We start from the raw sequence: 24,148 nt of genomic DNA, 5'->3' as shown, positions 1-24,148 counted from the left end.
GCCGCGGTCAGCCCTGCTGCGGGGCGCCGCTCATCTGGCCACCGCCCGGGCCGCCGCCGCAACCGCCACCAGGGCCGCCGCCCTGGCCACCCCCTCCACCACCGGGTCCGCCGCTCGGCATACCGGAGGCGTTGCCGGTCGGCATGCCCGTCGGCTGACCTGTCGGCTTGCCCGAGGCCGCCGCGCCCGTGGGCGCACCGGACGGGGCGCCGCTGGGCCGTGCCGTGGCGTTGCCGGTCGGCGCGGAACAGGACTGTGTGGAGCCGGAGTTGCCGCTGCCGGAGGACGACGAGGAGTCGCTAGAGCCGCAGGCCGCCAGGGCCAGGGGCGAGAGCGCCAGCAGGGCCACTGCGGGGAGGAGACGCGCACGCTTCATGAGAAACAACTCCAAAAACGATGAGGATGCGTTGTGACGGGAACTCAACCAACGCCCCTTAAGGCTTCGTTGTAGGTGCCCTGTCCCCACCCTGTGCGCCGAGTAAAGAGCAGCCCAAGAGACCTTCCTGACCTGCGACTTCAGGATCGGGGCCCGCCTACTCGCTGGTACAGCTCCGTGACAGAAGCGGCCGCGGCGGCCACCTCGGCGCGTGCCTCCGGCGGCGATACGACCTCCAACGCGTCGGCGAACTGGAGCAGTTGGCGCGCCTCGCGGACGACGCCGTACGTCAGCCGGACCGTCACCCAGTCGCTCTCACCGTCGTCCTGCCCGTCGTCCGTGGGGAGTTCGGCGAGCGAGGAGGCGCTGAGGCGCAGGAACATGTCGAGGCGGGCGCGGCGGACGCGGACGGTGACGTCGAGTCCGCCGGGGCGTTCCTCGACCTGGCGGCGCAACTCCTCCCAGGCGTGGGTGAGTTCGATGCCCGGGCGGCGCTTCACGGGGTCGGGCAGGAGGGTGGCCGAGTGGACGCGGTCGGCGCGGAAGAGGCGGGGTCGCGTGCGGCGGTCGGCGACCAGGTACCAGACACCGGCCTTGGAGACGAGGCCGTACGGGTCGACGGTGTAGGTGCTGGGTTCCTTGGCGCCGCTGTGCCGGTACCGCAGCCGCAGCCGCCGGTCGGTGAACACCGCGTCCTGCAACACCTCCAGGTCCACGGCGAGTTGGGGCCCGCTCTTCCAGCGCGTGGCGTCGACGAGGATGCGCCGGGAGGCCACCTCGGCGGCCGGGCGGTACGGCGCCGGCAGCGCGGCCATCACCTTGCGCAGCGCGGAACCGAGCGCGGCGTCGAGGCCGAGGGCGGCGTGGGCGCCCTGCGCGGCCAGGATGAACAGGGCGCGTGACTCGTCGGCGGTCAGTCCCGTGACGTCCGTGCGGAACCCGGCGAGCAGCTCGATCCCGCCGTGCCGTCCGCGCTCGGCGTACACCGGCACGCCCGATGCGGACAGCGCCTCGACGTCCCGGTAGACGGTCCGCACCGACACCTCCAGCCGGGCGGCGAGTTCGTGCGCGGGGACGCGGCCCCGGGTCTGCAGGAGCAGCAGGATCGAGAGGAGTCGGTCGGCCTTCACGCCCTCAGGATCGGCCTCCCGAACACCGGACGCAAATGTTGACGGAAACTGTCAGGTTATGGACCCACCATGACGGCCATGAACACAAACGCCATGGACCCCCGCCCCCTCTACACCCGCGCGACCGAGCAGGCGGCCGCGCTGATCAGGACGGTACGACCGGAGCGGCTCGGCGCTCCCACCCCGTGCACGGAGTTCGACGTACGCACCCTGCTGAGCCATCTCGTCGGCGGCACCCACCGCATCGCGACGGTGGGCGAGGGCGGCGACGGCATGGCCGTCCACCCCTTCGTGGACGGCGTCTCGGACGAGGACTGGCCGACCGCGTACGACGAGGCCCGCACCCGGGTCGCCAAGGCCTGGTCGGACGACGCCCGCCTGGACGCCCTGGTCCGGGTTCCCTGGGGCGAGGCACCGGGCCGTATCGCCCTCTCCGGCTACGTGATGGAGGGCGTCACCCACACCTGGGACCTCTCGGAAGCCCTGGGCCATCCCCTCCAACTCGACCCGGAACTTGCCGAGTTCGCGCTGGCGTTCGCCCGCAGGGCCCTCCCGGACGAGCAACGGGACGCGGACACCCCCTTCGCCACGGCCCAACCGATCCCTGAAGGGGCCGACGCCTACGGCCAGTTGGCCGCTTGGCTGGGGCGAAGCCCGATCAGTCCCGCCTGACGGGAGCGGGACACCGGGCGACGTCACGCTGTTCGGCAGGCGGCGATGGCCGCGGATGGAGTTCCGCATGAGGGGGGACCCGCACTGGAGCCCGAGTGGCGTCCGCGGATCGAAGGCGGGGCACTGAGATCGTGATCCACGTCCGCGCCACCGCCGAGCACCCCGCCTCGGGGCTGCCGGCACCCGAAGAAGCCGCCCTTCGACGGCAGTTGGCAATCCGGCGCGGTTCAGATGGCCAGCCCTGCACCCCTGCACCCGACGGAGCGGGCCGGGCGAACGGGTCGTCAGGTCAGTCGCGCGCGGGCCAACTGCCGTGACTGGGCGACCAGTCGGTCGGTGCTGTCCCAGACCTCCGCGTCCTCCTCGAGGAAGCCGCCGGCCAGGTTGCGGGTGGTGATGGAGACGCGGAGGGGGCCCGGGGCGGGGCGGGCGCGGACGTGGACCGTGAGTTCCACCGTGGGGACCCAGCCCTTGAGGCCTATCTCGAAGGCCGTCGGGGGGAGCGCGTCCACCGCCAGGAGGAGGGAGACGGGGTCCGCGTCGCGGCCGTCCGCCAGGCCGAACCAGGAGCGCATCTCGCCCTTGCCTGAGGGGGCGCCCAGGGCCCAGCCGAGGGTGGACGGGTCCAGCTTCAGCATCAGGCGGTCGGTGATGGCCGAGCTGCCGGGGACGGGGGCGGGGCCGTCCTGGGGGCCGAAGCACTGGTCCAGGGGTGGGAAAGAGGGAGGGCGGGCCGCGGTGCGGACGTCATCGGGGAGCGCGTCCAGGTCGCCGTACGAGGCCAGGACACGGATGCGCTCGACCTCCGCGCCCTCCTCGTCGTACTGGAAGAGGGAGGCCTGGCCCGTGGAGAGGGTGCGGCCGGTGCGGATCGTCTCCGTGCGGATGACCGCCGGGCCCGGCTGGGACGCCGTCAGGTAGTGCGCGGAGATCGTGAACGGGTCGGGGTGCGGGAGCGCATCCGCCAGGGCCCGGCCCAGGACCGCCAGGAGGTAGCCGCCGTTGACGGCGCTGATGATCGTCCAGCCGGCCGAGAGGTCGATGTCGTAGACGCCCGGGGCGCGACGGGTGACCGCCGTGTCGCGGTCGAACTCACTGTCGCCGATCGTGGCCCGTACGGGCGCCGGCGCGGATGCTGCTTCTCGCATGGATGAACCGTACAACAGTCGATTACTAAGCGGTAGCTTTGTTATTGCGGGCAGATGAAACCTCCGGCGAACCACCGCCGGACCACCGGACTCCCGGGTGAGGAACCGGCAATTTCTCGGTAAGTGTCCGGACTCGTCCGTGACCCGCGGCCGGTGATCCCCCTCTTTGGGGACATGAGCCTCACCGGGACTCCGTTCCTCTACACCGCCGTCGTGCTGACGATCGTCGCCCTCATACTGCCGCTCGTGCTGTGGTCGCGGATGCGCGGCCCCAAGGCCGTACGCGTGGCGGCACGGGCCCTGATGCTGCTGTTCGCCCAGGCCACGGCCGTCACCCTGGTCTTCGTGATGGTCAACAACCAGAACAACCTCTACGACAACTGGGCCGACCTCCTCGGCACCGGCAACCACGTCCAGCAGGCCGCCGACCTCGGCAGGAACGGCACCGGCGACATCTCGCTGAAACGGCTGCCCAAGGTCAAGCAGGACTTCTCCCCTGCCGAGGGCGCCGGCATGCGCGCGGCCGGCGGGGTGGAGGTCACCCAGCTCAAGGGCCGGGTGTCCGGCGTCAACGCCGAGGTGTACGTGTGGCTGCCGCCGCAGTACAAGGAGCCCGCCTACCGCCACCACACGTTCCCGGTCGTCGAGCTGCTGCCGGGCTATCCCGGGTCGGCGAAGGCCTGGTTCGGGTCGCTGCACGCGAACTCGCAGTTGCTGCCGCTGATGAAGAGCGGCCGGGTCGCGCCCTTCATCCTGGTCGCGCCGCGCACCAACCTGCTGGCCGGCGTCGACACCGGCTGCGCCAACATCACCGGCACGGTCAACGCCGACAGCTGGCTGAGCGTCGACGTACCGAAGATGGTCATGGACAACTTCCGCGCCGAGGCGGCCCCTTCGGGCTGGGCGGTGGCCGGCTACTCGGCCGGGGCGCACTGCGCGGTCAAGCTCGCGGTGGCCCACCCGGACCGCTACCGCGCGGCCGTCGGCATGTCCGGCTACAACGACCCGATCGCGGAACGCAATTCACTCGCCGCTGCGAGCCCGGCCCTGCGCGCCGCGAACAACCCTTACCTGCTGCTGAAGGCGAAGAGGACCCCGCCGCCGATCGCGCTGTACATCTCGGGCGAGTCAGGCGACGGCTACGAGACGGGCACCGCTCTGGCCTCCGTCGCCGAGGCGCCGACGACCGTGCATGTGGTGTTCCTGCCGCGCAGCGACGGCGGTCACACGATGGCGCTGTGGCGGCCGCAGGTGAAGGCCGTGTTCCGCTGGCTGACGCTGGAGATGGGCAAGAACCGTCCGCACGCGAAGACCGGGAGCACTACTCCTCACGGACGGTCGAACGCCGGTTCCACGCACGCGGAGCTCGCCAGTGGAACCGCATCGCGAGCAGGCGCAGCACGAAAGCGGTGACGACCGCGAGCCCGCTGGTGAACGGCCCCAGCACGTCGTAGCGGATGCAGAGGGCGACCATGGTGGCGCCGACGATGGCGGGGACCGCGTACAGGTCGCGGTCCCAACGCAGCAGGGACGGCGTCTCGTTGGCCAGTACGTCCCGCAGCACACCGCCGCCGACGGCGGATCCGAGACCGAGGGCCACCGAGGCGGTCAGGCCGAGCCCGTAGTCGTACGCCTTCACCGTGCCGGTGACGCAGAACAGGCCGAGGCCGGCCGCGTCGAAGACGTTGACCCCGGTCTGGATCCGCTCCACCTGCGGGTGGAGGAAGAAGACGAGCAGGGCGGCGAGGAACGGGGTGAGGAAGTACCCCAGGTCCGTGAAGGCGGCCGGGGGCACCGCCCCGATGACCAGGTCCCGGAACACCCCTCCGCCCAGCGCGGTGACCTCGGCGAGGACGGCGATGCCGAACACGTCGAAGTTCTTGCGGACGGCCAGCAGCGCGCCGGAGATGGCGAACACGAAGATGCCGACGAGGTCGAGCGTGTGCTGGACGGAGGGGCTGAACAGTTGCTGGAGCACCCCACATTGTTACCCGTGGGGTTCGGCGGGACGGATCAGCAGGGTGGAGCTACAGGGTGGGCTTGCCCGGTGTGGAGATCCAGGTCTGGAACAGGTCGTCGAGCTGCTGGCCACTGATCTTCTCGGCGAGCTTGATGAAGCCTGCCGTGTCGCCGTTGCCGTAGCGGTGGAGTTTCGTCCAGGCGGGCAGCAGCTTGAAGAACGCGGTGTCGCCGATGCGTTCGCGGAGCATCTGGAGGGTCATCGCGCCGCGCTGGTAGACGGCGGAGGCGAACATCGTGTCCCGCTGCGGGTCCGCCACGACGGTCTGCCAGAAGGCGCTGTCCGCGGGGCGGGAGTTGTAGCCGGCCAGGAACGAGTCGTGCGCGGAGCGGGTGCCCTGGTGTTCGGCCCACAGCCACTGAGCGTAGGTCGCGAAGCCCTCGTTGAGCCAGATGTCCTTCCAGTGCGCGACCGACACGGAGTCGCCGAACCACTGGTGGGCCAGCTCGTGCACGATCGTCGACTCACTGCGCACGGCGGAGTAGGCGGGCTTGCTCTGCACCTCCAGCGAGAAGCCGGCCTCCGGCATGTCGTCGACGATCGCACCGGTCTCCTCGAAGGGGTACGGCCCGAAGACCTGCGACCAGTAGTCGGTCGCGGCGGCGGTCACGGCGTACACGTCGACGCTGTTGCTGTTGGCGAGGACGGGGTCGATGGCGACGTAGATCGGGGTGCCGCCGGGGGTCGTCCCCGTCTTCACGTCGAACTTCCCGATGGTGGCGGTGGCGAGATAGGTCGCCATGGGCTTCGACTCCCGCCAGTGGGAGTACGTCGAGTCGCCCTTGTCGTACGTCGAGACGAGGCGGCCGTTGGAGACTCCGGTGAGCCCCTTGGGGGCCTTGATACGGATGTCGTAGGTGGCCTTGTCGGAGGGGTGGTCGCTGGACGGGAACCAGGTGGAGGCGGCGTTGGGTTCGCAGGCGACGAAGACTCCGTCGGCGGTCTTCATCCAGCCGTAGTCGGAGCCGAACACGATGGGGCCGTTGAGGGGTTCGGGTACACCGCCGTAGGTGACGGTGACCGTGAAGTCTCTGCCCTTGCGGAGGAAGTCCCTCGGCGTGATGCGCAGTTCGTCGCCGGTGCGGGTGAACTGGGCCCGTCTTCCGTTCACTTGGACCTTGGTGACCTCCAGCTTCTGGAGGTCCAGGTCGAAGGAGGAGAGGTTCTGGGTGGCGCGGGCCGTGAGTGTCGTACGGCCGTCGAGCCGGTCGGTGTCGGGGTTGTAGGCGACGTCGAGGGCGTAGTGCCGGGCGTCGAAGCCGCCGTTGCCCAGTTGCGGGAAGTAGGAGTCACCGATGCCGTCGGCGCCGGGGGTGGGGGCGGGGGAAGCGGCGATGACAAGAAAGGAGGCCGCCGCGGTCGCGAGGGCCCCCAGACGTGCCGAACGGGAGAGTGCCATGAAGTCGTCCCTTCGGTGCGTGTTTCCGATCAGTCGGACCCGCTCGACTCTGCCCGCACCTGTCTGGTCATGGGCATGACTTTACCAACTCGTCATGCGTTACTGGGGAGTTGACTCCTGATGACCGGCCCGGGCGGCACGAGGTGACACAGGCCGCCTGACGTGCCCGCACACCTGTCATGCGTCAACCGAGGTGGCTCGCTACAACGCGACGGCGGCGTACACCACGGGGTTCACCGACGCGAAGACCCCCCGCAGTGGCTGCGGGGGGTCTTCGCGTCGATATCGGAAGCGATCAGTTCTGCTTGTCGGTCGACTCCTGGCCGCCCGCTTCCGCCTCCGGTTCCGCTGCCGCGGAGTCGGTGGCCTCAGCGGTTTCGGCCGCCTCTTCGGAAAGAGCGGCCGCCACCGCGACCGACGTCTCCGCCGACTCCTCCAGCACCGCGTCGCCGACCAGCTTCTCGGCCTCCTTCGCGGCCGTCAGCAGGACCGTGTCCTGCGGGGCCTGGTCCGCGAAGTTCTCCGGGTGGTGGCAGGCGACCTGCTGGCCGGGCTGCAGCTCGAGGAGCGGCGGCTCGGTCGTCGTGCAGATCTGGGTCGCCTTCCAGCAACGGGTGTGGAAACGGCAGCCGGTGGGCGGGGAGATCGGCGAGGGCACGTCGCCCGTGAGCAGGATGCGGTCGCTCTTCGCGTTCTTCCGCCGCGGGTCCGGGATCGGCACCGCCGACATCAGGGCCTTGGTGTACGGGTGCATCGGCGCCCGGTACAGCAGCTCGCGGTCGGCGAGTTCGACGATCTTGCCGAGGTACATCACCGCGATCCGGTCCGAGACGTGCCGGACCACCGAGAGGTCGTGCGCGATGATCACGTACGTCAGGCCGAGCTCCTGCTGGAGGTCGTCCAGCAGGTTGACCACCTGCGCCTGGATCGACACGTCGAGCGCGGACACCGGCTCGTCGGCCACGACCAGCTTCGGGTTGAGCGCGAGCGCGCGGGCGATGCCGATGCGCTGGCGCTGACCGCCGGAGAACTCGTGCGGATAGCGGTTGTAGTGCTCGGGGTTGAGCCCGACCACCTCGAGCAGCCGCTGCACTTCCTTCCTGATCCCGCCCTCGGGCTCGACGCCCTGGAGCTTGAAGGGAGCGCCGACGATCGTGCCGATGGTGTGGCGCGGGTTCAGCGACGAGTACGGGTCCTGGAAGATCATCTGCATGTCCCGGCGCAGCGGACGCATGCCGCTCACCCCGAGGTGCGTGATGTCCTTGCCCTGGAACTCGACCGTGCCGCCGGTCGGCTCCAGCAGCCGGGTGATCAGCCGGCCCATCGTCGACTTGCCGCAGCCCGACTCGCCCACGACGCCCAGCGTCTCGCCGGCCTTGACCTCGAAGTCGAGACCGTCGACCGCGTGCACGGCGCCGACCTGCCGTTGCAGCAGGCCCTTCTTGATCGGGAAGTGCTTCTGCAGCCCGGTCACCTTCAGCAGGGTCTCGCCGGGGGCGACACCGCCCTTGGTGGCCTCGGGGCCTTTGGTCTGCGCGGGGATGCTCACTGCTGTGTCCTTGGGTTTCTCGCTCACAGCTTCGGCGCAATCTCTTCGGTCCAGATACGCTCCCGCTGCTCCGCGTCCAGGTGGCAGGCGGCCCAGTGCCGGCTGCCGACCTCGGCCAGTTCGGGCCGGACCGTGCGGGTGAGGTTGTCCTTCGGGAGGTCGGCGTAGGGGCATCGGGGGTTGAAGGCACAACCGGACGGGATGTTGATCAGCGAGGGCGGGGAGCCCTTGACCGGGATCAGCCGCTCCTGCTGCTCACGGTCGAGCCGGGGCATCGAGCCCAACAGGCCCCAGGTGTAGGGGTGTCGGGGCTGGTAGAACACGTCCTCGGCCGGACCGCGCTCGACGCACCGGCCGCCGTACATCACCAGGATGTCGTCGGCCAGTTCGGCGACGACGCCCAGGTCGTGGGTGATGACGATGACCGCGGAGCCGAACTCCTTCTGGAGGTCGCGGATGAGGTCGAGGATCTGCGCCTGGACGGTCACGTCCAGGGCGGTCGTCGGCTCGTCCGCGATCAGCAGCTCGGGGTTGTTGACCAGCGACATGGCGATCATCGCGCGCTGGCGCATACCGCCGGAGAACTCGTGCGGGTAGCTGTCCACGCGCTTGTCGGGCTGCGGGATGCCCACCCGGTCGAGCATCTCGACCGCGCGGCGCTTGGCGGTCTTCTTGTCGACGTCGTGGTGGATCCGGTACGCCTCCACGATCTGCTGGCCGATCGTGAAGTACGGGTGCAGCGCGGAGAGCGGGTCCTGGAAGATCATCGCCATCTGCCGGCCGCGCAGCTTGCGCACGTGGTCGGGGTCGGCGGACAGCAGCTCGGTGCCGTCCAGCCAGATCTCGCCGGAGATCTGCGCCTTGCGCTTGCCGTACTGGCCGGCGGTGTGCAGGCCCATGATGCCGAGCGAGGTCACCGACTTGCCGGAGCCGGACTCGCCCACGATGCCGAGGGTCTTGCCCTTCTCCAGCGCGAAGCTGAGCCCGTCGACGGACTTGACCAGGCCGTCGTCGGTGGGGAAGTGCACCTTGAGGTCGCGCACTTCGAGGAAGGCGGTCGGGGCCGGAGAGGCGGACGTGGGTTCGCCCACCGCTGCCCCGCTCTTGCTGAGTTCCGTCATGAGAGCCTCACTCGGGGGTCGATCACGGCGTACAGGATGTCCACCACGAGGTTGGCGAGAAGCACCGCGAGAGAAGTGATCAGGGTGACGCCCAGGATGATGGGCAGGTCCTGGTTGCGGATGGCGTCCAGCACCGCGCGGCCGAGGCCGGGCAGGTTGAACGTCGACTCCGTCAGGATGGCGCCGCCGATGAGGGCGCCGAGGTCCATGCCGAGCATGGTCAGGATCGGGGTGAGCGTGGAGCGCATGGCGTGCTTGCCGATGACGACCGGTTCGGTCAGGCCCTTCGCGCGGGCGGTGCGGATGTAGTCCTCGCCGAGGATCTCCAGCATGGTGGCGCGGGTGATCCGGGCGTACATCGCCGCGTACAGGAAGGCGAGGGTGATCCAGGGGAGGATCATGCCGCCGAGCCAGCCGCTGACGCTCTGGTCGAGCGGCACGTACTGCGCGTCGATCCAATGGAGCCCGAAGGCGAAGATCGCCAGGCTGAGCAGACCGGTGAAGTAGATGGGGAGGGAGACACCCGCGAGCGCGACGACCATCGCACCGCGGTCCCAGATGCTGCCCCGCTTGAGGGCGGAGAGCACACCGGCCGCGACACCGAAGACCAGCCACAGCACGGCGGCACCGAGCGCGAGTCCCAGGGTCACCGGGAAGCGGTCGGTGAGCACCGGCCAGACGGCCTGCTCGCTGCGGAAGGAGTAGCCGAAGCAGGGTGCGGCGCAGTGAGTGACATCGCCGCCGCCGGAGTAGGTGCGTCCGACGAAGATGCCCTTGAAGAAGTGCCAGACCTGGGCGTAGATCGGGTCGCTCAGGCCCAGCTTCTGCCGTACTGCCTCGACGGCTGCCGGGTCGGCCTGCTTGCCCACGAAGCTCGTGGCGATGTCCACGCCCGCCCACTTGGGGACGAGGAAGAAGATGCCGAAGACCACCATGACGATGACCACGAGCATCACTGCGGCGGCGAACAGCCGCCTGATGAGGTAAGCGAGCACAGCTTACGGCCCGCTGCGGGGCCGCGGGCCACCGGAGGTCATCCGATGGCCCGCGACCACGCCGCGCCGGCCTTCACCTGCCTTTCGTGCCGTACGGCGGGTGTGCCGGTTTACTTCTTCGGGTTCTTCAGGCCGAGATTGACGAAGTCGTACGTACCGCTGTAGTTGTCCGTCGTGTAGACGTTCGCGAGGTTGTCGCCACGCCAGTTGATGAACTTCTCGAAGGTGAAGGGCAGGTAGTACGCGCCCTCCATGACCTTGTGGTTGATCTCGGTCGAGATCTGGGTCTTGCCGGCTTCGTCCAGCGTGGTGACGTACGTGTTGAACAGGCCGTCGATGGTCTTGTCGTTGATCAGGGAGAAGTTGTTGTTACCGCTCGGGGCGATGTACTTGCTGTCCCACAGCGGCAGACCGAAGCCCTGGACGGTCGGGAAGTCCGGACCCCAGCCCATGATGATGATGCCGTAGCCCTTCTTCTTCACGTTCGAAGGGCTGCCGATGATGCCGGTGGTCTGCGAACCGTCGAACTGGTCGATCTGCGCGTTGATGCCGATCTTCTTCAGCGACGCCTGGAGCGACTGGGCCGTGGCGACCTCGACCGGCTTGTTGTTGCGCACCGCGATGGTGGTGGAGAAGCCGTTCGGCTTGCCGCACGCCTTCAGGGCCGCCTTGGCCTCGGCGATGTTGCCGTTCTTGTTCGCGCCCGAGATCTTGTACGGGTCGTACTTCTGGCCCTCGGAGCCCGGGACGGACGGCGGGAGCATGTTGGTGCCGATGTCACCACCGGCGATCGGGCCACCGCGCGCGGTCTGCAGCGAGACGTGGTCCGCACCGAGGATGACGGCCTTGCGGCACTCGATGTTGTTGAACGGCGCCACGCTCTGCGGGAAGGCCGCGTAACGGATGTAACCCGAGACCGGGTTGTCCAGGTTGGCCTTGTGCTCCTTCAGGGCGGTGGTGCGGCCCTGCGGGGACATGCCGGTCTGGTTGATGTCCAGGTCCAGGTCGCCGTTGAGCAGGCGCTGGTCGAGCTGGTTGGCGTCCGAGAAGAACTGGACGGTGATCTTGTCCGGGTACGCCTTGCGGATCGGGTCCGAGGACTGCTTCCAGTTCGTGTTGCGCACCAGCGTCAGGCTCTTGCCGGGGCTGTACGACTCGAACTTGTACGGGCCGGAGGAGAACGGCTTCAGGCCGTACTTGGACTTGGTGTCCATGTCCTGGCGGACCGGGGAGGCCGAGACCAGACCCAGCACCTCCTGGAAGTCCGAGTTGGCCTTCGGGAGGTGGAAGACGACCGTCTTGTCGTCCGGCGTGGTGATCGCCTTCAGACCGAGCTTGTCCTTGGTCGTGTCCTTGTAGGGACCCTTGTACTCGCCGTTGGGGTCGAGGAAGTCCTTGAGGTACGTCGGACCGCCGGACAGCACGTCCTGCGCCCACACGCGCTCGATGCCGTACTTCACGTCCTTGGACGTTATCGGCTTGCCGTCCTCCCACGTGACGCCGTCACGCAGGGTGTACGTGTAGGTCTTGCCGCCGTCGGTGACCTTGGCGAGACCGGTGGCGAGGTCCGGGGTGAGCTCGGCGCCGGCCTTGCCCGGCTCCGTCTTGCCCGTGACCAACTGGCGGCTGTAGTAGCGCGCGAAGTCCCACATGAAGCCGTAGTAACCACGCGTGGTGTCCCACGAGTCGGCATCCTGGGCACCGCCGAAGCGCAGCGTGCCGCCCTTCTTGACCAGCGAGGCCTGGGCGACCTTGTTGTTCGCGGCGTCGAAGCCGGCGGCGCCGGTCTTCGAACCGCTGTTGTCGTCGCTGCCACCGCCGCACGCCGCCGTGGTCAGCAGTGCGGCGACCGCAGCAGCGGCGGCGAATGCCTTCTTGCGCCGCCCTGGAGTGCGTTGGGTTGTCACGATCTCGGATCCTCCGGACTAGATGAGAGACCCCGTGTTGGTGCCACGGGACAGATGGGGGTGGTGCGGATGTTCAGCGGGACGCCTTCGGGTCGAGCGCGTCGCGCACGCCGTCGCCGAAGAGGTTGAAGGCCAGGACGGTGATGAAGATCGCCACACCCGGGACCACCATGTACATGGGGTCTGATTCGTAGTAGTCGATGGCGCTCGACAGCATCTGTCCCCAGGACGCGGTGGGCGGCTTGACGCCCACGCCGAGGAAGCTGAGCGCGGCCTCGGTGAGAATGTTCGTGGGGATCATCATGGTCGTGTACACGATGATCGGCGCGACCAGGTTGGGCAGCAGTTCCTTGAACAGGATGTAGAACCGCCCGGCACCCAGCGAGCGGGCGGCCTCGACGTACTCGCGCTCACGCATCGAGAGTGTCTGGCCGCGCACCACGCGTCCGATGTAGGGCCAGCCGAAGAATCCGATGACCAGGATCATCACGAACACGCGCACGTTGGACCCGGACAGGCCCAGCATGTCGTTCGGCATGACGGAGACCAGGGCGATCGTGAACAGCAGTTGCGGGAAGGCCAGCAGGCCGTCCATCACGCGGCTGACGAGCGAGTCGACCCAGCCGCCGAAGAAGCCCGCCAGGATGCCCAGGACGGTGCCGAGGACCACGGCGACCACGGCGGACAGGAAGCCCACCAGGAGCGAGACGCGGGCGCCGTAGAGGATGCGGGCGAAGATGTCGCGGCCGTTGACCGGCTCGACACCCAGCAGGTGATCGGCGCTGATGCCGCCCAGCGACCCCTTGGGGGTGCCGAACAGCGGGTCGATCAGGCTCTCGTTGTACGCGTCGGGGTCCTGCCCGAGCAGGTGGGTGATGACCGGCGCGAGCAGGGCGAGCAGGATGAGGACGAGCACGACGATGCCGCCCGTCAGGGCGAGCTTGTCCCGCTTGAGCCGTTCCCAGGCGATCCGGCCCAGGGAACGCCCCTGGACCGCCTTCGCCTCGGCGCTCGCTGCCGCCGCTTCCTCGGCCGCGCTCGGGGCCGTATCCGCAGTCGGCTCGTGCAATGGTGCCGTCATCTGGCAGGGACCCCTCTCAACCGGCGGTAGCCGGCCCACACTTGCCGCTGTGGCGGCGTGATCAGTCCGTCGTACATCGGGGCGAACGGCCCCTGCTGCGGGAGTCTTCAACGCTTTGGTGATCTGCTGCCAGGGTTGACGGCGAATGGATGCGCAAACGTGATGCAGCCTGGAGGGTTCCGTTATACGGACAGTGGGTAACGCCCCCCGGACGCAAGACACTTGAGACACAAAGCCGATTCGACGCCATTTTGGGCATCTCGCCGCCATCTACGCGCGAAGAAATGTGTCGTAGACGTAAATCCTGCGGAGAAGCGGAGAAGAGGACTCGCCGGGTCAGTATCCACCACGGACAGGTGGGTAGCCGTACCCGCCCGCCTGGGCGGGCGCCGCGTGGGCCTCGCGGTCGTAGAACGGGCGGGCGTTCGCACGCAGCCAGAGGGCCACCGGGTCGTACTCGTCGGACATCGCCACGGTCGACACCGGCAGCCCGTCGGGGACCGCGCCGATCGACTGCTGCATCATGCCGCGCACCGAGTCCACGGCCGGCGGGCTGGTGTCGTAGACGTCCAGACCGATCGCGAGATACGGCGCTCCGAGCGCGGGCTGCACCCAGGCGCGGCGCAGCGAGCGGACCGCGGGGGTGCGGTGGGCGTTCTGCGTGAGCAGGGCGTAGAACTGCGGGACCTCGATGCCCGGCTCGGACAGCCGGAGGGGGCCGGCGGGCTGGCGCTCCAGGCCGGTGGCGATCCGGCGCAGGTCGAGCCAGGGGATGCCGACGCCGCCGCCGGGGGCGTGCGGGTTGAGCCAGAGGCCGAAGTGGTCGGGGTAGAGGGTGCGGGCCACGTCCAGGCCGTCGACCACCTCGTAGGAGCGGTTCCAGCCGCTCGCCGACAGTTCCTGGGCGGAGGTCACGCAGGGGGCGTAGCCGTACTTGTCGACCTGCATGTTTCCGTACTGGGCGTCCGGGGAGCCGGACTGGCCGTGCCACAGGAGCATCCAGATCTGGCCGGAGTGGGGGGTCGCGAGGGCGCGGAGGAGTGCCTCGTAGGCGTCGTAGCGCCCGGGCGTCACCTGGCGCAGCATGTGCTCGACCTGGCCGGTCGCGGTGCCGCTGGCGCTCACGTGTCCGCTCCTTCTTCTTAGTTGCCCTGCGTTGGAAACAGCTTAAGCGCCCAAGGGGTGGGGGCCCGGGGTGCGTTCGCGAGTGCGGGTCGCTTGTGGCCGGCTCGGAACTTCTAGTGACCCTGTGTATAGAAAGGACGCACTGTCTGGCGCATCCAGTCCGCCACCGGGTCCTGGGTTACGTCCAGGAGGACGAGGTTGACCGGCCATGTGACCTGGGTTGTGGTCAGGGCTCGGGAGAGGGCGTCCATGGGGGCCGCTCTCAAGTCGCCGTCCCAGTTGGTGAGTTCGACGCCCACGAACATCACGGGGTCGGCCGTCTCGATGGCGGCGAGGCAGCGGCGGGCCGAGGCGACCACGCCCGTGGCGGCGAACTCCGCCGAGGCCGCGGCGAGGAAGTCGACCGGGTCGTCCTGCCAGTCGGGTTCGAAGAGGCGGACGCGGCCGCCGCTGGTGGGGCCGTCGAGGGCGCTGCGGCCGATGCGGCACAGCTCGGCCACGGCGAGCGGCGGGAGGGGGACGCCGACCGTGCCGCCCGGGTTCACCGCGATGCCGACCTGCGGGGGCAGCCCGCGGGCGAACTCCACCGCGGGCGCGATCGTGAACGACAGATGCGAGCCGACGACCTGCCGGAACTGCTCCTCGGAGCTGAAGACCGGGACGTACGCCTGCCCCTCGATGTCCAGCGTCGGCAGGTCGAGGGGGCCGCTCTGCGGGCCGCCGCCGCTGGGGAGCGGGACCCAGACGAAGCTGCGGCCGAGCACCTCGACGATCCGGCCGCCGGCCGAGGGCATGCCGAGGGACATCGAGAGCACCTCCTCCAGCTCGTTGCCCGGCCATCCGCCGTGCGGATGCGGGTGGGGGTACGCCTGTCCGGGGAAGTCCGCCGGGAAGTCCATCTACCTACCGCCTGCTGGTGAAACCGCCTGCTGTAACCCTGCTGTGGCTGAAAAGGCTAGCGGCTCAGTCCGCGAAGTCGATCCGGCGCAGCACGTCCGCCGCGTCCCGGTCCAGGAGGACCGCCGAGTCGACGCCCCGGGGCAGGTCACCGCGCTCCACCGAGCGCAGCAGTTGGGCGGCGGCCCTGCGGTGGCGCAGGAACGCGTACCGCGAGACTCCGCGCCCGCGCTCGCGCTGGCCGCCGAGCGCGGTGTCCGGGCTGACGTCGAGGAACACCAGGTGCAGCGCGCCGCCCCGGCGCCCGGCGGCGCGGGCCAGCCAGCCGCGCACCCAGGTCTGCGTACCGCAGTCGTGCACGACGGCGCCGGACGGGGAGCGCAGGGCGCGGTGGAGTCTGGCGTAGTGCGCGAGGCGGACCAGGGGGCGGTAGACCGCGTACGGAAGACCGCCCGCTATACGGGACATACGGGCGTCCCAGCGGTCCCGGGTGTCCTGGCTGTCGACGCGGACGCCGTCGCCCGTCACCGCGCGCCGCATCAGCGTGGACTTGCCGCTGCCGGGCAGGCCGGTGACCACGACCAGGTCGCGGGGGCCGAAGCGGAGTCCGTGCGGGCTGTGGCCGGCGCGCTCGCGGAGGTCGCGGACGGTCGGTGCCGGGCGGGCCGGGCATGCCTCCCTGGCCGGGGCCGAGGGCTGCTCGGGCAGCGCTACGGCCGAGGTCGCGGCGTACACCGTGGTCCTTGTCACCGTGATCGTCCTCCCTGCGGGGTCAGGAAAGGTTCTCCCCACTGAACGTAAAGAGAAGGTAATGCACGGTGTCTCGCGGTTCCGTTCGCTTCCGGCCACAGGCCTGTTACAAAGCCTGTGCGATGATGTGCCCGCCAACTGCATACCGGCCGCTTGAATCCGCGCGGGAGAGTCCCCAGTCGTACGACGTCGGTCGTAGGGCGTCTGGGGCGCCGAAGGAGCAAGTCCCTCCCTTGAATCTCTCAGGCCCCGTTACCGCGCGGGCGAGGCACATCTGAAAAGCGGACCGCCGGCGACGGTGGTCCCACCCAAGGTGCAACCCGTGACCCGTGCGGTCATGGCGAACCTCTCAGGTCCCGATGACAGATGGGGAGGAACGACCTCGCCGTCATGCCTTGGGAGACCGACCGATGAGCAGTAACGCCCCCCGTCGTACCGCGCTGGACGCGCTGCACCGCTCGCTAGGTGCGACGATGACCGACTTCGCCGGCTGGGACATGCCGCTGCGCTACGGCTCGGAGCGCGACGAGCACCTCGCCGTCCGCACGAAGGCCGGCCTCTTCGACCTCTCCCACATGGGCGAGATCACGGTCACCGGACCGGAGGCGGCCCAGCTCCTCAACTACGCGCTCGTCGGCAACATCGCCTCCGTGGGCGTGGGCCGCGCCCGCTACACCATGATCTGCCGGGCCGACGGCGGGATTCTCGACGACCTGATCGTCTACCGGCTGGCCGAGACCGAATACATGGTCGTGGCCAACGCGTCCAACGCGCAGATTGTCCTGGACTCGTTGGTGGAGCGTGCCGCCGGCTTCGACGCCGTCGTCCGCGACGACCGTGACGCGTACGCCCTGCTCGCCGTCCAGGGTCCCGAGTCCCCCGGCATCCTCAAGTCCCTCACCGACGCCGACCTCGACGGCCTGAAGTACTACGCCGGTCTGCCCGGCACGGTCGCCGGCGTCCCCGCGCTGATCGCCCGTACCGGCTACACCGGCGAGGACGGCTTCGAGCTGTTCGTGAAGCCGGAGCACGCCGTCGAGCTGTGGCAGGCGCTTACCAAGGCCGGCGAGGGCGTCGGTCTGGTCCCCTGCGGGCTGTCCTGCCGCGACACCCTGCGCCTGGAGGCCGGGATGCCGCTGTACGGGCATGAGCTGTCCACCTCCCTCACCCCGTTCGACGCCGGGCTCGGCCGGGTCGTGAAGTTCGAGAAGGACGGCGACTTCGTCGGGCGTACGGCCCTGGAAGCGGCCGCCGAGCGCGCCGCCTCGCAGCCGCCGCGCGTCCTGGTCGGGCTCGTCGCCGAGGGCCGCCGGGTCCCGCGCGCCGGGTACTCCGTCGTCGCCGGCGGACAGGTGATCGGCGAGATCACCTCCGGCGCCCCCTCCCCCACCCTGGGCAGGCCCATCGCCATGGCGTACGTCGACGCCGCGCACTCGGCGCCGGGCACGGCCGGTGTCGGCGTGGACATCCGGGGCAGTCACGAGCCGTACGAGGTCGTGGCGCTGCCGTTCTACAAGCGCGAGAAGTGACAGTCGTCGTAGCGTCAGGTCTGTGAGCCGGGGCGGATCGCCCCTGTTCGCCGATCCCTCTGCAGTTCCCCATTCACCAGCACTCCCCCGCGTACAGGAGAATTCAGGCCATGAGCAACCCCCAGCAGCTCCGCTACAGCAAGGAGCACGAGTGGCTGTCGGTCGCCGAGGACGGCGTCTCGACGGTCGGCATCACCGAGTTCGCGGCCAACGCGCTCGGCGACGTCGTCTACGCCCAGCTCCCCGATGTGGGCTCCACGGTGACCGCGGGCGAGTCCTGCGGTGAACTGGAGTCGACGAAGTCGGTGTCCGACCTGTACTCGCCGGTCGGCGGCGAGATCACCGAGATCAACGAGGACGTGGTGAACGACCCGTCGCTGGTGAACTCGGCCCCCTTCGAGGGCGGTTGGCTCTTCAAGGTGCGTGTCGCGGAGGAGCCGGGCGACCTGCTCTCCGCCGACGAGTACACCGCGTTTTCCGCCGGCTGAGGAGTCGTACATCTGATGTCTGTGATGAACACGCCCCTGCACGAGCTCGACCCGGACATCGCCGCCGCGGTCGACGCCGAGCTGCGCCGGCAGCAGTCCACGCTGGAGATGATCGCCTCGGAGAACTTCGCTCCGGTCGCGGTCATGGAGGCGCAGGGCTCGGTCCTCACCAACAAGTACGCCGAGGGGTACCCGGGCCGTCGTTACTACGGCGGCTGCGAGCACGTCGACGTCGCCGAGCAGATCGCGATCGACCGGGTCAAGGAGCTGTTCGGCGCCGAGTACGCCAATGTGCAGCCCCACTCGGGCGCCTCGGCGAACCAGGCCGCGCTGTTCGCGCTGGCCCAGCCGGGCGACACGATCCTCGGCATGGACCTGGCGCACGGCGGCCACCTCACCCACGGGATGCGGCTGAACTTCTCCGGCAAGCAGTTCGACGTGGTCGCCTACCACGTGGACGCGCAGACCGGTCTCGTCGACATGGCCGAGGTCGAGAAGCTCGCCAAGGAGCACCGCCCGAAGGTGATCATCGCGGGCTGGTCGGCGTACCCGCGGCAGCTCGACTTCGCCGAGTTCCGCCGGATCGCGGACGAGGTCGAGGCCTTCCTGTGGGTCGACATGGCGCACTTCGCGGGGCTGGTGGCCGCGGGTCTGCACCCGAACCCGGTGCCGTACGCGGACGTCGTCACATCCACGACCCACAAGACGCTGGGCGGTCCGCGCGGCGGGATCATCCTCGCGAAGCAGTCCTTCGCGAAGAAGCTCAACTCGTCCGTCTTCCCCGGCTTCCAGGGCGGTCCGCTGGAGCATGTGATCGCCGCGAAGGCGGTCTGCTTCAAGGTCGCCGCGAGCGAGGACTTCAAGGAGCGGCAGCGGCGTACCGTGGAGGGGGCGCGGCTGCTGGCCGAGCGCCTGGTGCGGGACGACGTGAAGGCCGTAGGGGTCGACGTCCTGTCGGGCGGTACGGACGTGCACCTGGTCCTGGTCGACCTGCGGAACTCGGAGTTGGACGGTCAGCAGGCCGAGGACCGGCTCCACGAGGTCGGCATCACGGTCAACCGCAACGCCGTCCCGAACGACCCGCGGCCCCCGATGGTGACGTCGGGCCTGCGCATCGGTACGCCGGCGCTGGCGACCCGCGGTTTCTCGGCCGAGGACTTCGCCGAGGTCGCGGACGTCATCGCCGAGACGCTCAAGCCGTCGTACGACGTGGAAGGGCTCAAGGCCCGCGTGACCGCGTTGGCGGAGAAGTACCCGCTGTATCCCGGGCTGTAGGTCGGCCCACCAGGCGGCAATCGCCGTCGGGGACACCGGCGCACACTGGGAGGTGCGCGCCGGTGTCCCGCCCCCTTGCACCACCCTGCGTTGTTGCGTTCTGAGGAGTCACCGTGGCCATCTCGGTCTTCGACCTGTTCTCGATCGGCATCGGCCCGTCCAGCTCCCACACGGTCGGCCCGATGCGGGCAGCCCGTATGTTCGCGCGCAAGCTGCGCAACGAGGAACTGCTGGACTCCGTCGCCTCCGTCCGCACCGAGTTGTACGGCTCGCTCGGCGCGACCGGCCACGGGCACGGCACGCCGAAAGCGGTGCTGCTGGGCCTGGAGGGCGAGTCGCCGCGCTCGGTGGATGTGGAGGGGGCCGACGAACGGGTCGAGCGGATCAAGGAGTCGGGGCGCATCCGTCTCCTCGGCGAGCACGAGATCCCGTTCTCCTTCGACGACGACCTGAAGCTGCACCGCCGTAAGACACTGCCGTACCACGCGAACGGCATGACGCTGTGGGCGTACGACGCGGCGGGCGCCGAGCTGCTGTCCAAGACGTACTACTCGGTGGGCGGCGGTTTCGTCGTCGACGAGGAGGCGGTGGGCGCCGACCGCATCAAGCTGGACGACACGGTCCTCAAGTACCCCTTCCGCACCGGCGACGAGCTGCTGCGCCTCACCCAGGAGACGGGCCTGTCGATCTCCGCGCTGATGCTGGAGAACGAACGCGCCTGGCGTACGGAGGAGGAGATCCGGACCGGGCTGCTGGAGATCTGGGGTGTGATGCGGGCGTGCGTCTCGCGGGGCATGTCCAGGGAGGGCATCCTGCCCGGCGGACTCCGTGTCCGCCGCAGGGCGGCCATGTCGGCGCGTCAACTCCGGGCGGAGGGCGACCCGTTGGCGCACGCGATGGAGTGGATCACGCTCTACGCGATGGCGGTGAACGAGGAGAACGCGGCGGGCGGCCGGGTCGTCACGGCCCCCACGAACGGCGCGGCCGGCATCATCCCGGCCGTCCTGCACTACTACATCAACTTCGTGCCCGGCGCGGACGAGGAGGGTGTCGTCCGCTTCATGCTGGCCGCCGGCGCGATCGGCATGCTCTTCAAGGAGAACGCCTCCATCTCCGGCGCCGAGGTCGGCTGCCAGGGCGAGGTCGGCTCCGCGTGCTCGATGGCGGCGGGCGCGCTGGCCGAGGTCCTCGGCGGCAGCCCCGAGCAGGTCGAGAACGCGGCCGAGATCGGCATGGAACACAACCTCGGCCTCACCTGCGACCCCGTCGGCGGCCTCGTCCAGATCCCCTGCATCGAACGCAACGGCATGGCGGCGGTGAAGGCGGTGACCGCGGCGCGGATGGCGATGCGGGGGGACGGTTCGCACAAGGTGTCCCTCGACAAGGTCATCAAGACGATGAAGGAGACGGGGGCGGACATGAGCGTGAAGTACAAGGAGACGGCGCGCGGGGGCCTCGCGGTGAACATCATCGAATGCTGAAGGTACAGGCCCTGACCAGCGCGTTCTTGTCTTTCAGCGCTGTCAGGGCCTTCCCTGCTTACGCGGCGGAAAGTCCCTGAAAAGTCCCTGAGACAGGCGTGAAAGTCCCTGAAAAGTCCCTGGGATGTCCCTGGCCTGGGACGGGTTCCGAGGCTGGGAGAGAGGGCATCTGGCCAGGGAGTGCGCTTCCTTGAGCAGGGGCACAGCCCGGTTCTGAGGACCGTCGCCGCGGGTGCGGGGAGCACTCCTTCGGCTCGAACGTCCCCGCCGACGGCGGGGGACCATCCCCACGCCCGCGGGGTTGGTCCTAGCGTGCTGTCCGCCACGTCCGAAGAGATCGGCTGCTCCCTGCATCTGCAGGGATGGTCCCTAGTCCGGGCTCCCGGTAGCCGAGACGAACATGTGCTCCCCGCACTCATAGGTAGGTGGCAATACCTACGCATTACAAGACCATGAGCGATCGTGTTGTGCGGTGCCTCGTCGTGCTGCCCAGTGACGTTCGGCCTGATCAGAGCATGTACGGCCGGTTGTCCTGTACCGCCCCGTGACGCACCGTCCAGAGGCGTCCGGCCACCAAGCGGCCACCAAGAACGCCATGGCCGCAAGCGTTGCCACCGTTATTCACCCGCCACACCCATTGCCGCAACGCCACAAGGCATGGACATCCCCGCACCCAGAGCTCCCCCTACGGATCCGACAAGCATCGACAATGCCAGAGGCAATTCCGTGTCGCTTCCTCTCACAGGCAGATAGTCGACCTAGGGCTGCTCGCTCTTACCTTCAGGCGACATCTAGCGCGGCCGACAACCGAGTGCCGGGCGCCCCGTGATCCGGTGGGGAAGGCCGCGTTACCAACCGACCATGACGGCGTCCACAGTTGTCGTCACCGTCAAACCGCCGCACATGAAGCTGATGCCAGCCATGGCTCGGCGCTCAGTAAGCCTGGACTCCGCGCCTCATAAAGCGCTCGCGAACGTTCTCGATCAGGTCGGGGTCGGGCACCGGGTTGTCGAGCAGCGGGAAGGGAAGGCCGAGGGCTTCGTATTTCGCGGCGCCGAGTTTATGGAAGGGCAGTACGTCGACCTGCTCGACCGCGCCGAGTCCCGCCACGAAGCCGGCCTGGGCGTCCACGAACTCCAGGTCGTCGGTACAGCCAGGGGCCAAGACGTACTGGATCCGCATGGGGGGGCAGAATATAAGTTTTCGCTCCGCGCAAGTGTCGGCGGACGTCAGCGGCCGATCGTGGGAATCGGGTTCTCCGCGAACCACTGGGCGAGGTAGTCCAGGAAGACCGTGATCTTGCGCTGGGTTCCCGGCCCGGGCCCGTGGATCGCGTAGAGCGGCCGGTCGGGTGCCGCCAGGTGGGGCAGCTGAATCTGGAGGGCCCCGGAGACGAGATCGTCGTACGCGGACCGCTGTGGGAGCAGGGCGATGCCGCGCCCGTGGACGGCCGCCTTCTGCAGGGCGATGTAGGAGTTGGACGAGAAGGCGACGTTGCGGATCTTGTGCAGCGTGGAGGTGGGGCCGTGCCCGATGCGCCAGACCGGGTCGTTGACGTGGACGAGGCAGTCGTGGGCGGCCAGGTCGTTGGGGTGCGTCAGGGGGCCGTGTTCGTCGATGTACGTCTTCGACGCGCACAGGACGAAGGGCAGCGAGGCGATCTTCTTCAGCCGGACGTTGGAGTCCCGGAGGTCCCTGGTGTGGAACGCGAGGTCGAAACCGCCGTCGAGGAAGTCGTAGGTCCGGTCGGACATGCCTCCCAGCTCGAACCGGATCTGGATCTTCGGGTGCGCGGCGGAGAAGGCGGCGATGGCGTCGCCGAGGTCCAGGCTCCCGATCCACTTCGGGCAGATGATGCTGAGCGCGCCCTCCGCCCGGTCGTGCAGGTCCGCGATGTTGGCGTCCTCGGCGTCGATCTCCTTGATGATGCGGGAGGCGAACTCGGCGTAGCGCAGGCCCGGTTCGGTCAGGCTCACCGAGCGGGCCGTGCGGTTGACCAGCCGGACGCCGACCTGCCGCTCCAGCTCGGCGACATGCCGCGACACGAGTGATCCCGACGACCCCAGCGCCTTGGCCGCGCCGCTGAAACTGCCGAGGTCGGCAACGATGACGAAACAACGCATGAGAAGCAGGCGGTCCATGGCGGTCCTCCGGTCGTCCACGGCACCGGTGTCCCTCCGGGCCGCGTCGAACATGGGGCGATGCAGTCGGGCGGAGCCACCTCGCAGGCGGCGAACCCGGACGGCAGACCCTGACGGAGCGGAAGACCGTCAGGGTCACATCGGGCAACACGCCTACCTCGACTATATCGATCTAGTGATCGTAACAGAACCCACTCGCGACCGCGAGGCCTGAGCTGGGAAACTCGGTTCGGCACAGTGCCGGCCTGTGGGCTTTGGCTGAAGCGTGCTCACCGGGAGGGAGGCGGGCCAAGGGAACTCGCCCAGGAACGAGTCAGATCACATCGCGGCAACCAATGAACAACCGGCCTCCTTCGCTCCGTAACAGCAATCTCGGATGCCCAGCTCCGCATCGCCTGCCCTCCCATCCAGAGCAGGCCCTGTCCATGCTTGGCCCACTGCTTGCGCACTTACTGCTTCCGTCCGGCTTGCGCACGCACGGACAGCGTTTCGGATTCTTCGGCAGCCTTGATCCACAGGCGCGGCATCTCGTGGTTCACACCCGGATCCCTGGCCACGGCTGCCACCGAACGCCCCGGACCGGCGCTGTACAGCACGACGGCGTCGGCGAGAACTTCTGGTCTCTGGAACTCCATGGATCCAGCGTCCAGGTCGTCCACGACCAAGAGGAAAGCCTCTGGGGGAGACCGCAGCCCGTGCGCGACTCGCAAACTTAACTTGTTGCCGATGCGCTTCCGCGTGCCTGCCGACATGCACACACTTTCGGCCATTGACGGAATTGGTCCGCGAACTGGGCCTTTGCGGCAGGCAGGGGTTGACGATGCAGATCGTGATCACTGCGCCGTACTCGGTTCGGACGCGGGGGAATGAGCCGTCGAAGTGCTCGGCGTCATCGTGGCTCCGAGCCGGGAATCTTCGGCTACCGGCCGACCGCCCGATCCGAATCAATCCGCGGTCTTTGTGATCAACGGGCGCTACGTGGTCGAGGACGTTTAGGCGACCGCACCAACCCACGGTCCGCTTCCCGATCTGGCTCGGGTGTGAGGTGCCGCCGCGGCCCAAGC

At 68.9% G+C, this 24,148-nt stretch carries 21 protein-coding genes, 1 pseudogene and 2 riboswitches; of the genes and pseudogenes, 6 read left to right on the top strand and 16 right to left on the bottom strand.

From position 1 onward, the window contains the following. Window positions 1-7 precede the first annotated feature (7 nt). Window positions 8-376 carry a hypothetical protein gene (locus OG223_RS36450; RefSeq protein WP_329258011.1) on the bottom strand — a complete coding sequence of 123 codons (369 nt, stop codon included), beginning with the start codon at window positions 374-376 and terminating at the stop codon, window positions 8-10. 140 nt (window positions 377-516) lie between these two features. Continuing rightward, the gene (locus OG223_RS36445) at window positions 517-1,506 is read right to left on the bottom strand and encodes a helix-turn-helix transcriptional regulator (protein WP_329258008.1); all 990 of its coding nucleotides are present in this window, start codon (window positions 1,504-1,506) and stop codon (window positions 517-519) included. Window positions 1,507-1,584: 78 nt separating this feature from the next. Here OG223_RS36445 and OG223_RS36440 point away from each other — a divergent pair, with 78 nt between their 5' ends. Then, window positions 1,585-2,178, top strand: coding sequence for a TIGR03086 family metal-binding protein (locus OG223_RS36440; protein ID WP_329258005.1), 594 nt, complete (start codon window positions 1,585-1,587; stop codon window positions 2,176-2,178). 284 nt (window positions 2,179-2,462) lie between these two features. On the opposite strand, the gene OG223_RS36435 is transcribed toward OG223_RS36440, so the two are convergent. Next, entirely contained in the window at window positions 2,463-3,326 is an 864-nt protein-coding gene (locus OG223_RS36435; RefSeq protein WP_329258003.1) for a thioesterase family protein, read from the bottom strand. Between the two features lie 174 nt (window positions 3,327-3,500). Here OG223_RS36435 and OG223_RS36430 point away from each other — a divergent pair, with 174 nt between their 5' ends. Further along, window positions 3,501-4,739: an alpha/beta hydrolase gene (locus tag OG223_RS36430; RefSeq protein ID WP_329258000.1), complete on the top strand. Its 1,239-nt coding sequence runs from the start codon at window positions 3,501-3,503 to the stop codon at window positions 4,737-4,739. Here OG223_RS36430 and OG223_RS36425 read toward each other — a convergent pair. From OG223_RS36425 to OG223_RS36380, 10 genes are all read right to left on the bottom strand, one after another. Further along, window positions 4,648-5,304, bottom strand: a complete 657-nt coding sequence (locus tag OG223_RS36425) for a trimeric intracellular cation channel family protein (protein ID WP_329257997.1) — start codon at window positions 5,302-5,304, stop codon at window positions 4,648-4,650. The two genes, OG223_RS36430 and OG223_RS36425, sit on opposite strands and share 92 nt — an antisense overlap. 49 nt (window positions 5,305-5,353) lie before the next feature. Further along, entirely contained in the window at window positions 5,354-6,745 is a 1,392-nt protein-coding gene (locus OG223_RS36420) for a M1 family metallopeptidase (RefSeq protein WP_329257994.1), read from the bottom strand. 295 nt (window positions 6,746-7,040) lie between these two features. Further along, window positions 7,041-8,294, bottom strand: coding sequence for an ABC transporter ATP-binding protein (locus tag OG223_RS36415; RefSeq protein WP_329257989.1), 1,254 nt, complete (start codon window positions 8,292-8,294; stop codon window positions 7,041-7,043). 23 nt (window positions 8,295-8,317) lie between these two features. Further along, entirely contained in the window at window positions 8,318-9,415 is a 1,098-nt protein-coding gene (locus tag OG223_RS36410) for an ABC transporter ATP-binding protein (protein WP_329257986.1), read from the bottom strand. After that, complete coding sequence (locus tag OG223_RS36405; RefSeq protein ID WP_329257984.1) at window positions 9,412-10,410, bottom strand: ABC transporter permease; 999 nt, start codon at window positions 10,408-10,410, stop codon at window positions 9,412-9,414. Before OG223_RS36405 ends, OG223_RS36410 begins: the two co-directional genes overlap by 4 nt. A gap of 110 nt (window positions 10,411-10,520) precedes the next feature. Then, complete coding sequence (locus tag OG223_RS36400; protein ID WP_329257982.1) at window positions 10,521-12,317, bottom strand: ABC transporter substrate-binding protein; 1,797 nt, start codon at window positions 12,315-12,317, stop codon at window positions 10,521-10,523. 73 nt (window positions 12,318-12,390) lie between these two features. After that, a complete protein-coding gene (locus tag OG223_RS36395; RefSeq protein WP_329257980.1) occupies window positions 12,391-13,398 on the bottom strand; it encodes an ABC transporter permease in 1,008 nt (335 codons plus the stop codon). A gap of 336 nt (window positions 13,399-13,734) precedes the next feature. Next, entirely contained in the window at window positions 13,735-14,523 is a 789-nt protein-coding gene (locus tag OG223_RS36390) for an enhanced serine sensitivity protein SseB C-terminal domain-containing protein (RefSeq protein WP_329257977.1), read from the bottom strand. Window positions 14,524-14,636: 113 nt separating this feature from the next. Continuing rightward, window positions 14,637-15,422 carry an enhanced serine sensitivity protein SseB gene (locus tag OG223_RS36385; protein WP_329257974.1) on the bottom strand — a complete coding sequence of 262 codons (786 nt, stop codon included), beginning with the start codon at window positions 15,420-15,422 and terminating at the stop codon, window positions 14,637-14,639. Between the two features lie 64 nt (window positions 15,423-15,486). After that, window positions 15,487-16,176 carry an AAA family ATPase gene (locus OG223_RS36380; protein WP_329265660.1) on the bottom strand — a complete coding sequence of 230 codons (690 nt, stop codon included), beginning with the start codon at window positions 16,174-16,176 and terminating at the stop codon, window positions 15,487-15,489. Between the two features lie 148 nt (window positions 16,177-16,324). Further along, window positions 16,325-16,438: riboswitch (glycine riboswitch) on the top strand. Then, a riboswitch (glycine riboswitch) is annotated at window positions 16,439-16,546 on the top strand. It begins immediately after the preceding riboswitch. A gap of 34 nt (window positions 16,547-16,580) precedes the next feature. Between OG223_RS36380 and gcvT the strand changes: the two genes are divergently transcribed. The 4 genes from gcvT (at window position 16,581) to OG223_RS36360 (ending at window position 20,943) form a co-directional block, all read left to right on the top strand. Continuing rightward, a complete protein-coding gene (gene gcvT, locus OG223_RS36375) occupies window positions 16,581-17,699 on the top strand; it encodes a glycine cleavage system aminomethyltransferase GcvT (RefSeq protein ID WP_329257972.1) in 1,119 nt (372 codons plus the stop codon). 110 nt (window positions 17,700-17,809) lie between these two features. Beyond that, window positions 17,810-18,187: a glycine cleavage system protein GcvH gene (gene gcvH, locus OG223_RS36370; protein WP_318018955.1), complete on the top strand. Its 378-nt coding sequence runs from the start codon at window positions 17,810-17,812 to the stop codon at window positions 18,185-18,187. 15 nt (window positions 18,188-18,202) lie between these two features. Continuing rightward, the gene (gene glyA / locus OG223_RS36365; protein WP_329257967.1) at window positions 18,203-19,462 is read left to right on the top strand and encodes a serine hydroxymethyltransferase; all 1,260 of its coding nucleotides are present in this window, start codon (window positions 18,203-18,205) and stop codon (window positions 19,460-19,462) included. 113 nt (window positions 19,463-19,575) lie between these two features. Then, entirely contained in the window at window positions 19,576-20,943 is a 1,368-nt protein-coding gene (locus OG223_RS36360; protein ID WP_329257965.1) for an L-serine ammonia-lyase, read from the top strand. A 933-nt stretch (window positions 20,944-21,876) separates the two neighbouring features. Here the strand turns inward: OG223_RS36360 and OG223_RS36355 are convergent. The 3 genes and pseudogenes from OG223_RS36355 to OG223_RS36345 form a co-directional block, all read right to left on the bottom strand. Continuing rightward, window positions 21,877-22,128 (bottom strand): annotated as a pseudogene (locus OG223_RS36355) (pyruvate formate-lyase-activating protein); the annotation flags it as partial. A gap of 44 nt (window positions 22,129-22,172) precedes the next feature. Next, complete coding sequence (locus OG223_RS36350; RefSeq protein WP_329257962.1) at window positions 22,173-23,084, bottom strand: LysR family transcriptional regulator; 912 nt, start codon at window positions 23,082-23,084, stop codon at window positions 22,173-22,175. A 449-nt stretch (window positions 23,085-23,533) separates the two neighbouring features. Beyond that, the gene (locus OG223_RS36345; RefSeq protein WP_329257958.1) at window positions 23,534-23,743 is read right to left on the bottom strand and encodes a hypothetical protein; all 210 of its coding nucleotides are present in this window, start codon (window positions 23,741-23,743) and stop codon (window positions 23,534-23,536) included. Window positions 23,744-24,148 lie beyond the last annotated feature (405 nt).

The organism is Streptomyces sp. NBC_01478 (assembly GCF_036227225.1).
Taxonomy (GTDB): domain Bacteria; phylum Actinomycetota; class Actinomycetes; order Streptomycetales; family Streptomycetaceae; genus Streptomyces.
Note: the sequence above shows the minus strand (reverse complement) of the source record. Positions and strands in the feature narration are given on the sequence as shown.

Excerpts from the sequence above, each read along its gene's own strand:
- OG223_RS36450 (WP_329258011.1), bottom strand. The coding sequence starts at position 376 with ATGAAGCGTGCGCGTCTCCTCCCCGCAGTGGCCCTGCTGGCGCTCTCG.
- OG223_RS36440 (WP_329258005.1), top strand. The coding sequence starts at position 1,585 with ATGAACACAAACGCCATGGACCCCCGCCCCCTCTACACCCGCGCGACC.
- OG223_RS36435 (WP_329258003.1), bottom strand. The coding sequence starts at position 3,326 with ATGCGAGAAGCAGCATCCGCGCCGGCGCCCGTACGGGCCACGATCGGC.
- OG223_RS36430 (WP_329258000.1), top strand. The coding sequence starts at position 3,501 with ATGAGCCTCACCGGGACTCCGTTCCTCTACACCGCCGTCGTGCTGACG.
- OG223_RS36420 (WP_329257994.1), bottom strand. The coding sequence starts at position 6,745 with ATGGCACTCTCCCGTTCGGCACGTCTGGGGGCCCTCGCGACCGCGGCG.
- OG223_RS36410 (WP_329257986.1), bottom strand. The coding sequence starts at position 9,415 with ATGACGGAACTCAGCAAGAGCGGGGCAGCGGTGGGCGAACCCACGTCC.
- OG223_RS36395 (WP_329257980.1), bottom strand. The coding sequence starts at position 13,398 with ATGACGGCACCATTGCACGAGCCGACTGCGGATACGGCCCCGAGCGCG.
- OG223_RS36385 (WP_329257974.1), bottom strand. The coding sequence starts at position 15,422 with ATGGACTTCCCGGCGGACTTCCCCGGACAGGCGTACCCCCACCCGCAT.
- gcvT (WP_329257972.1), top strand. The coding sequence starts at position 16,581 with ATGAGCAGTAACGCCCCCCGTCGTACCGCGCTGGACGCGCTGCACCGC.
- gcvH (WP_318018955.1), top strand. The coding sequence starts at position 17,810 with ATGAGCAACCCCCAGCAGCTCCGCTACAGCAAGGAGCACGAGTGGCTG.
- glyA (WP_329257967.1), top strand. The coding sequence starts at position 18,203 with ATGTCTGTGATGAACACGCCCCTGCACGAGCTCGACCCGGACATCGCC.
- OG223_RS36350 (WP_329257962.1), bottom strand. The coding sequence starts at position 23,084 with ATGGACCGCCTGCTTCTCATGCGTTGTTTCGTCATCGTTGCCGACCTC.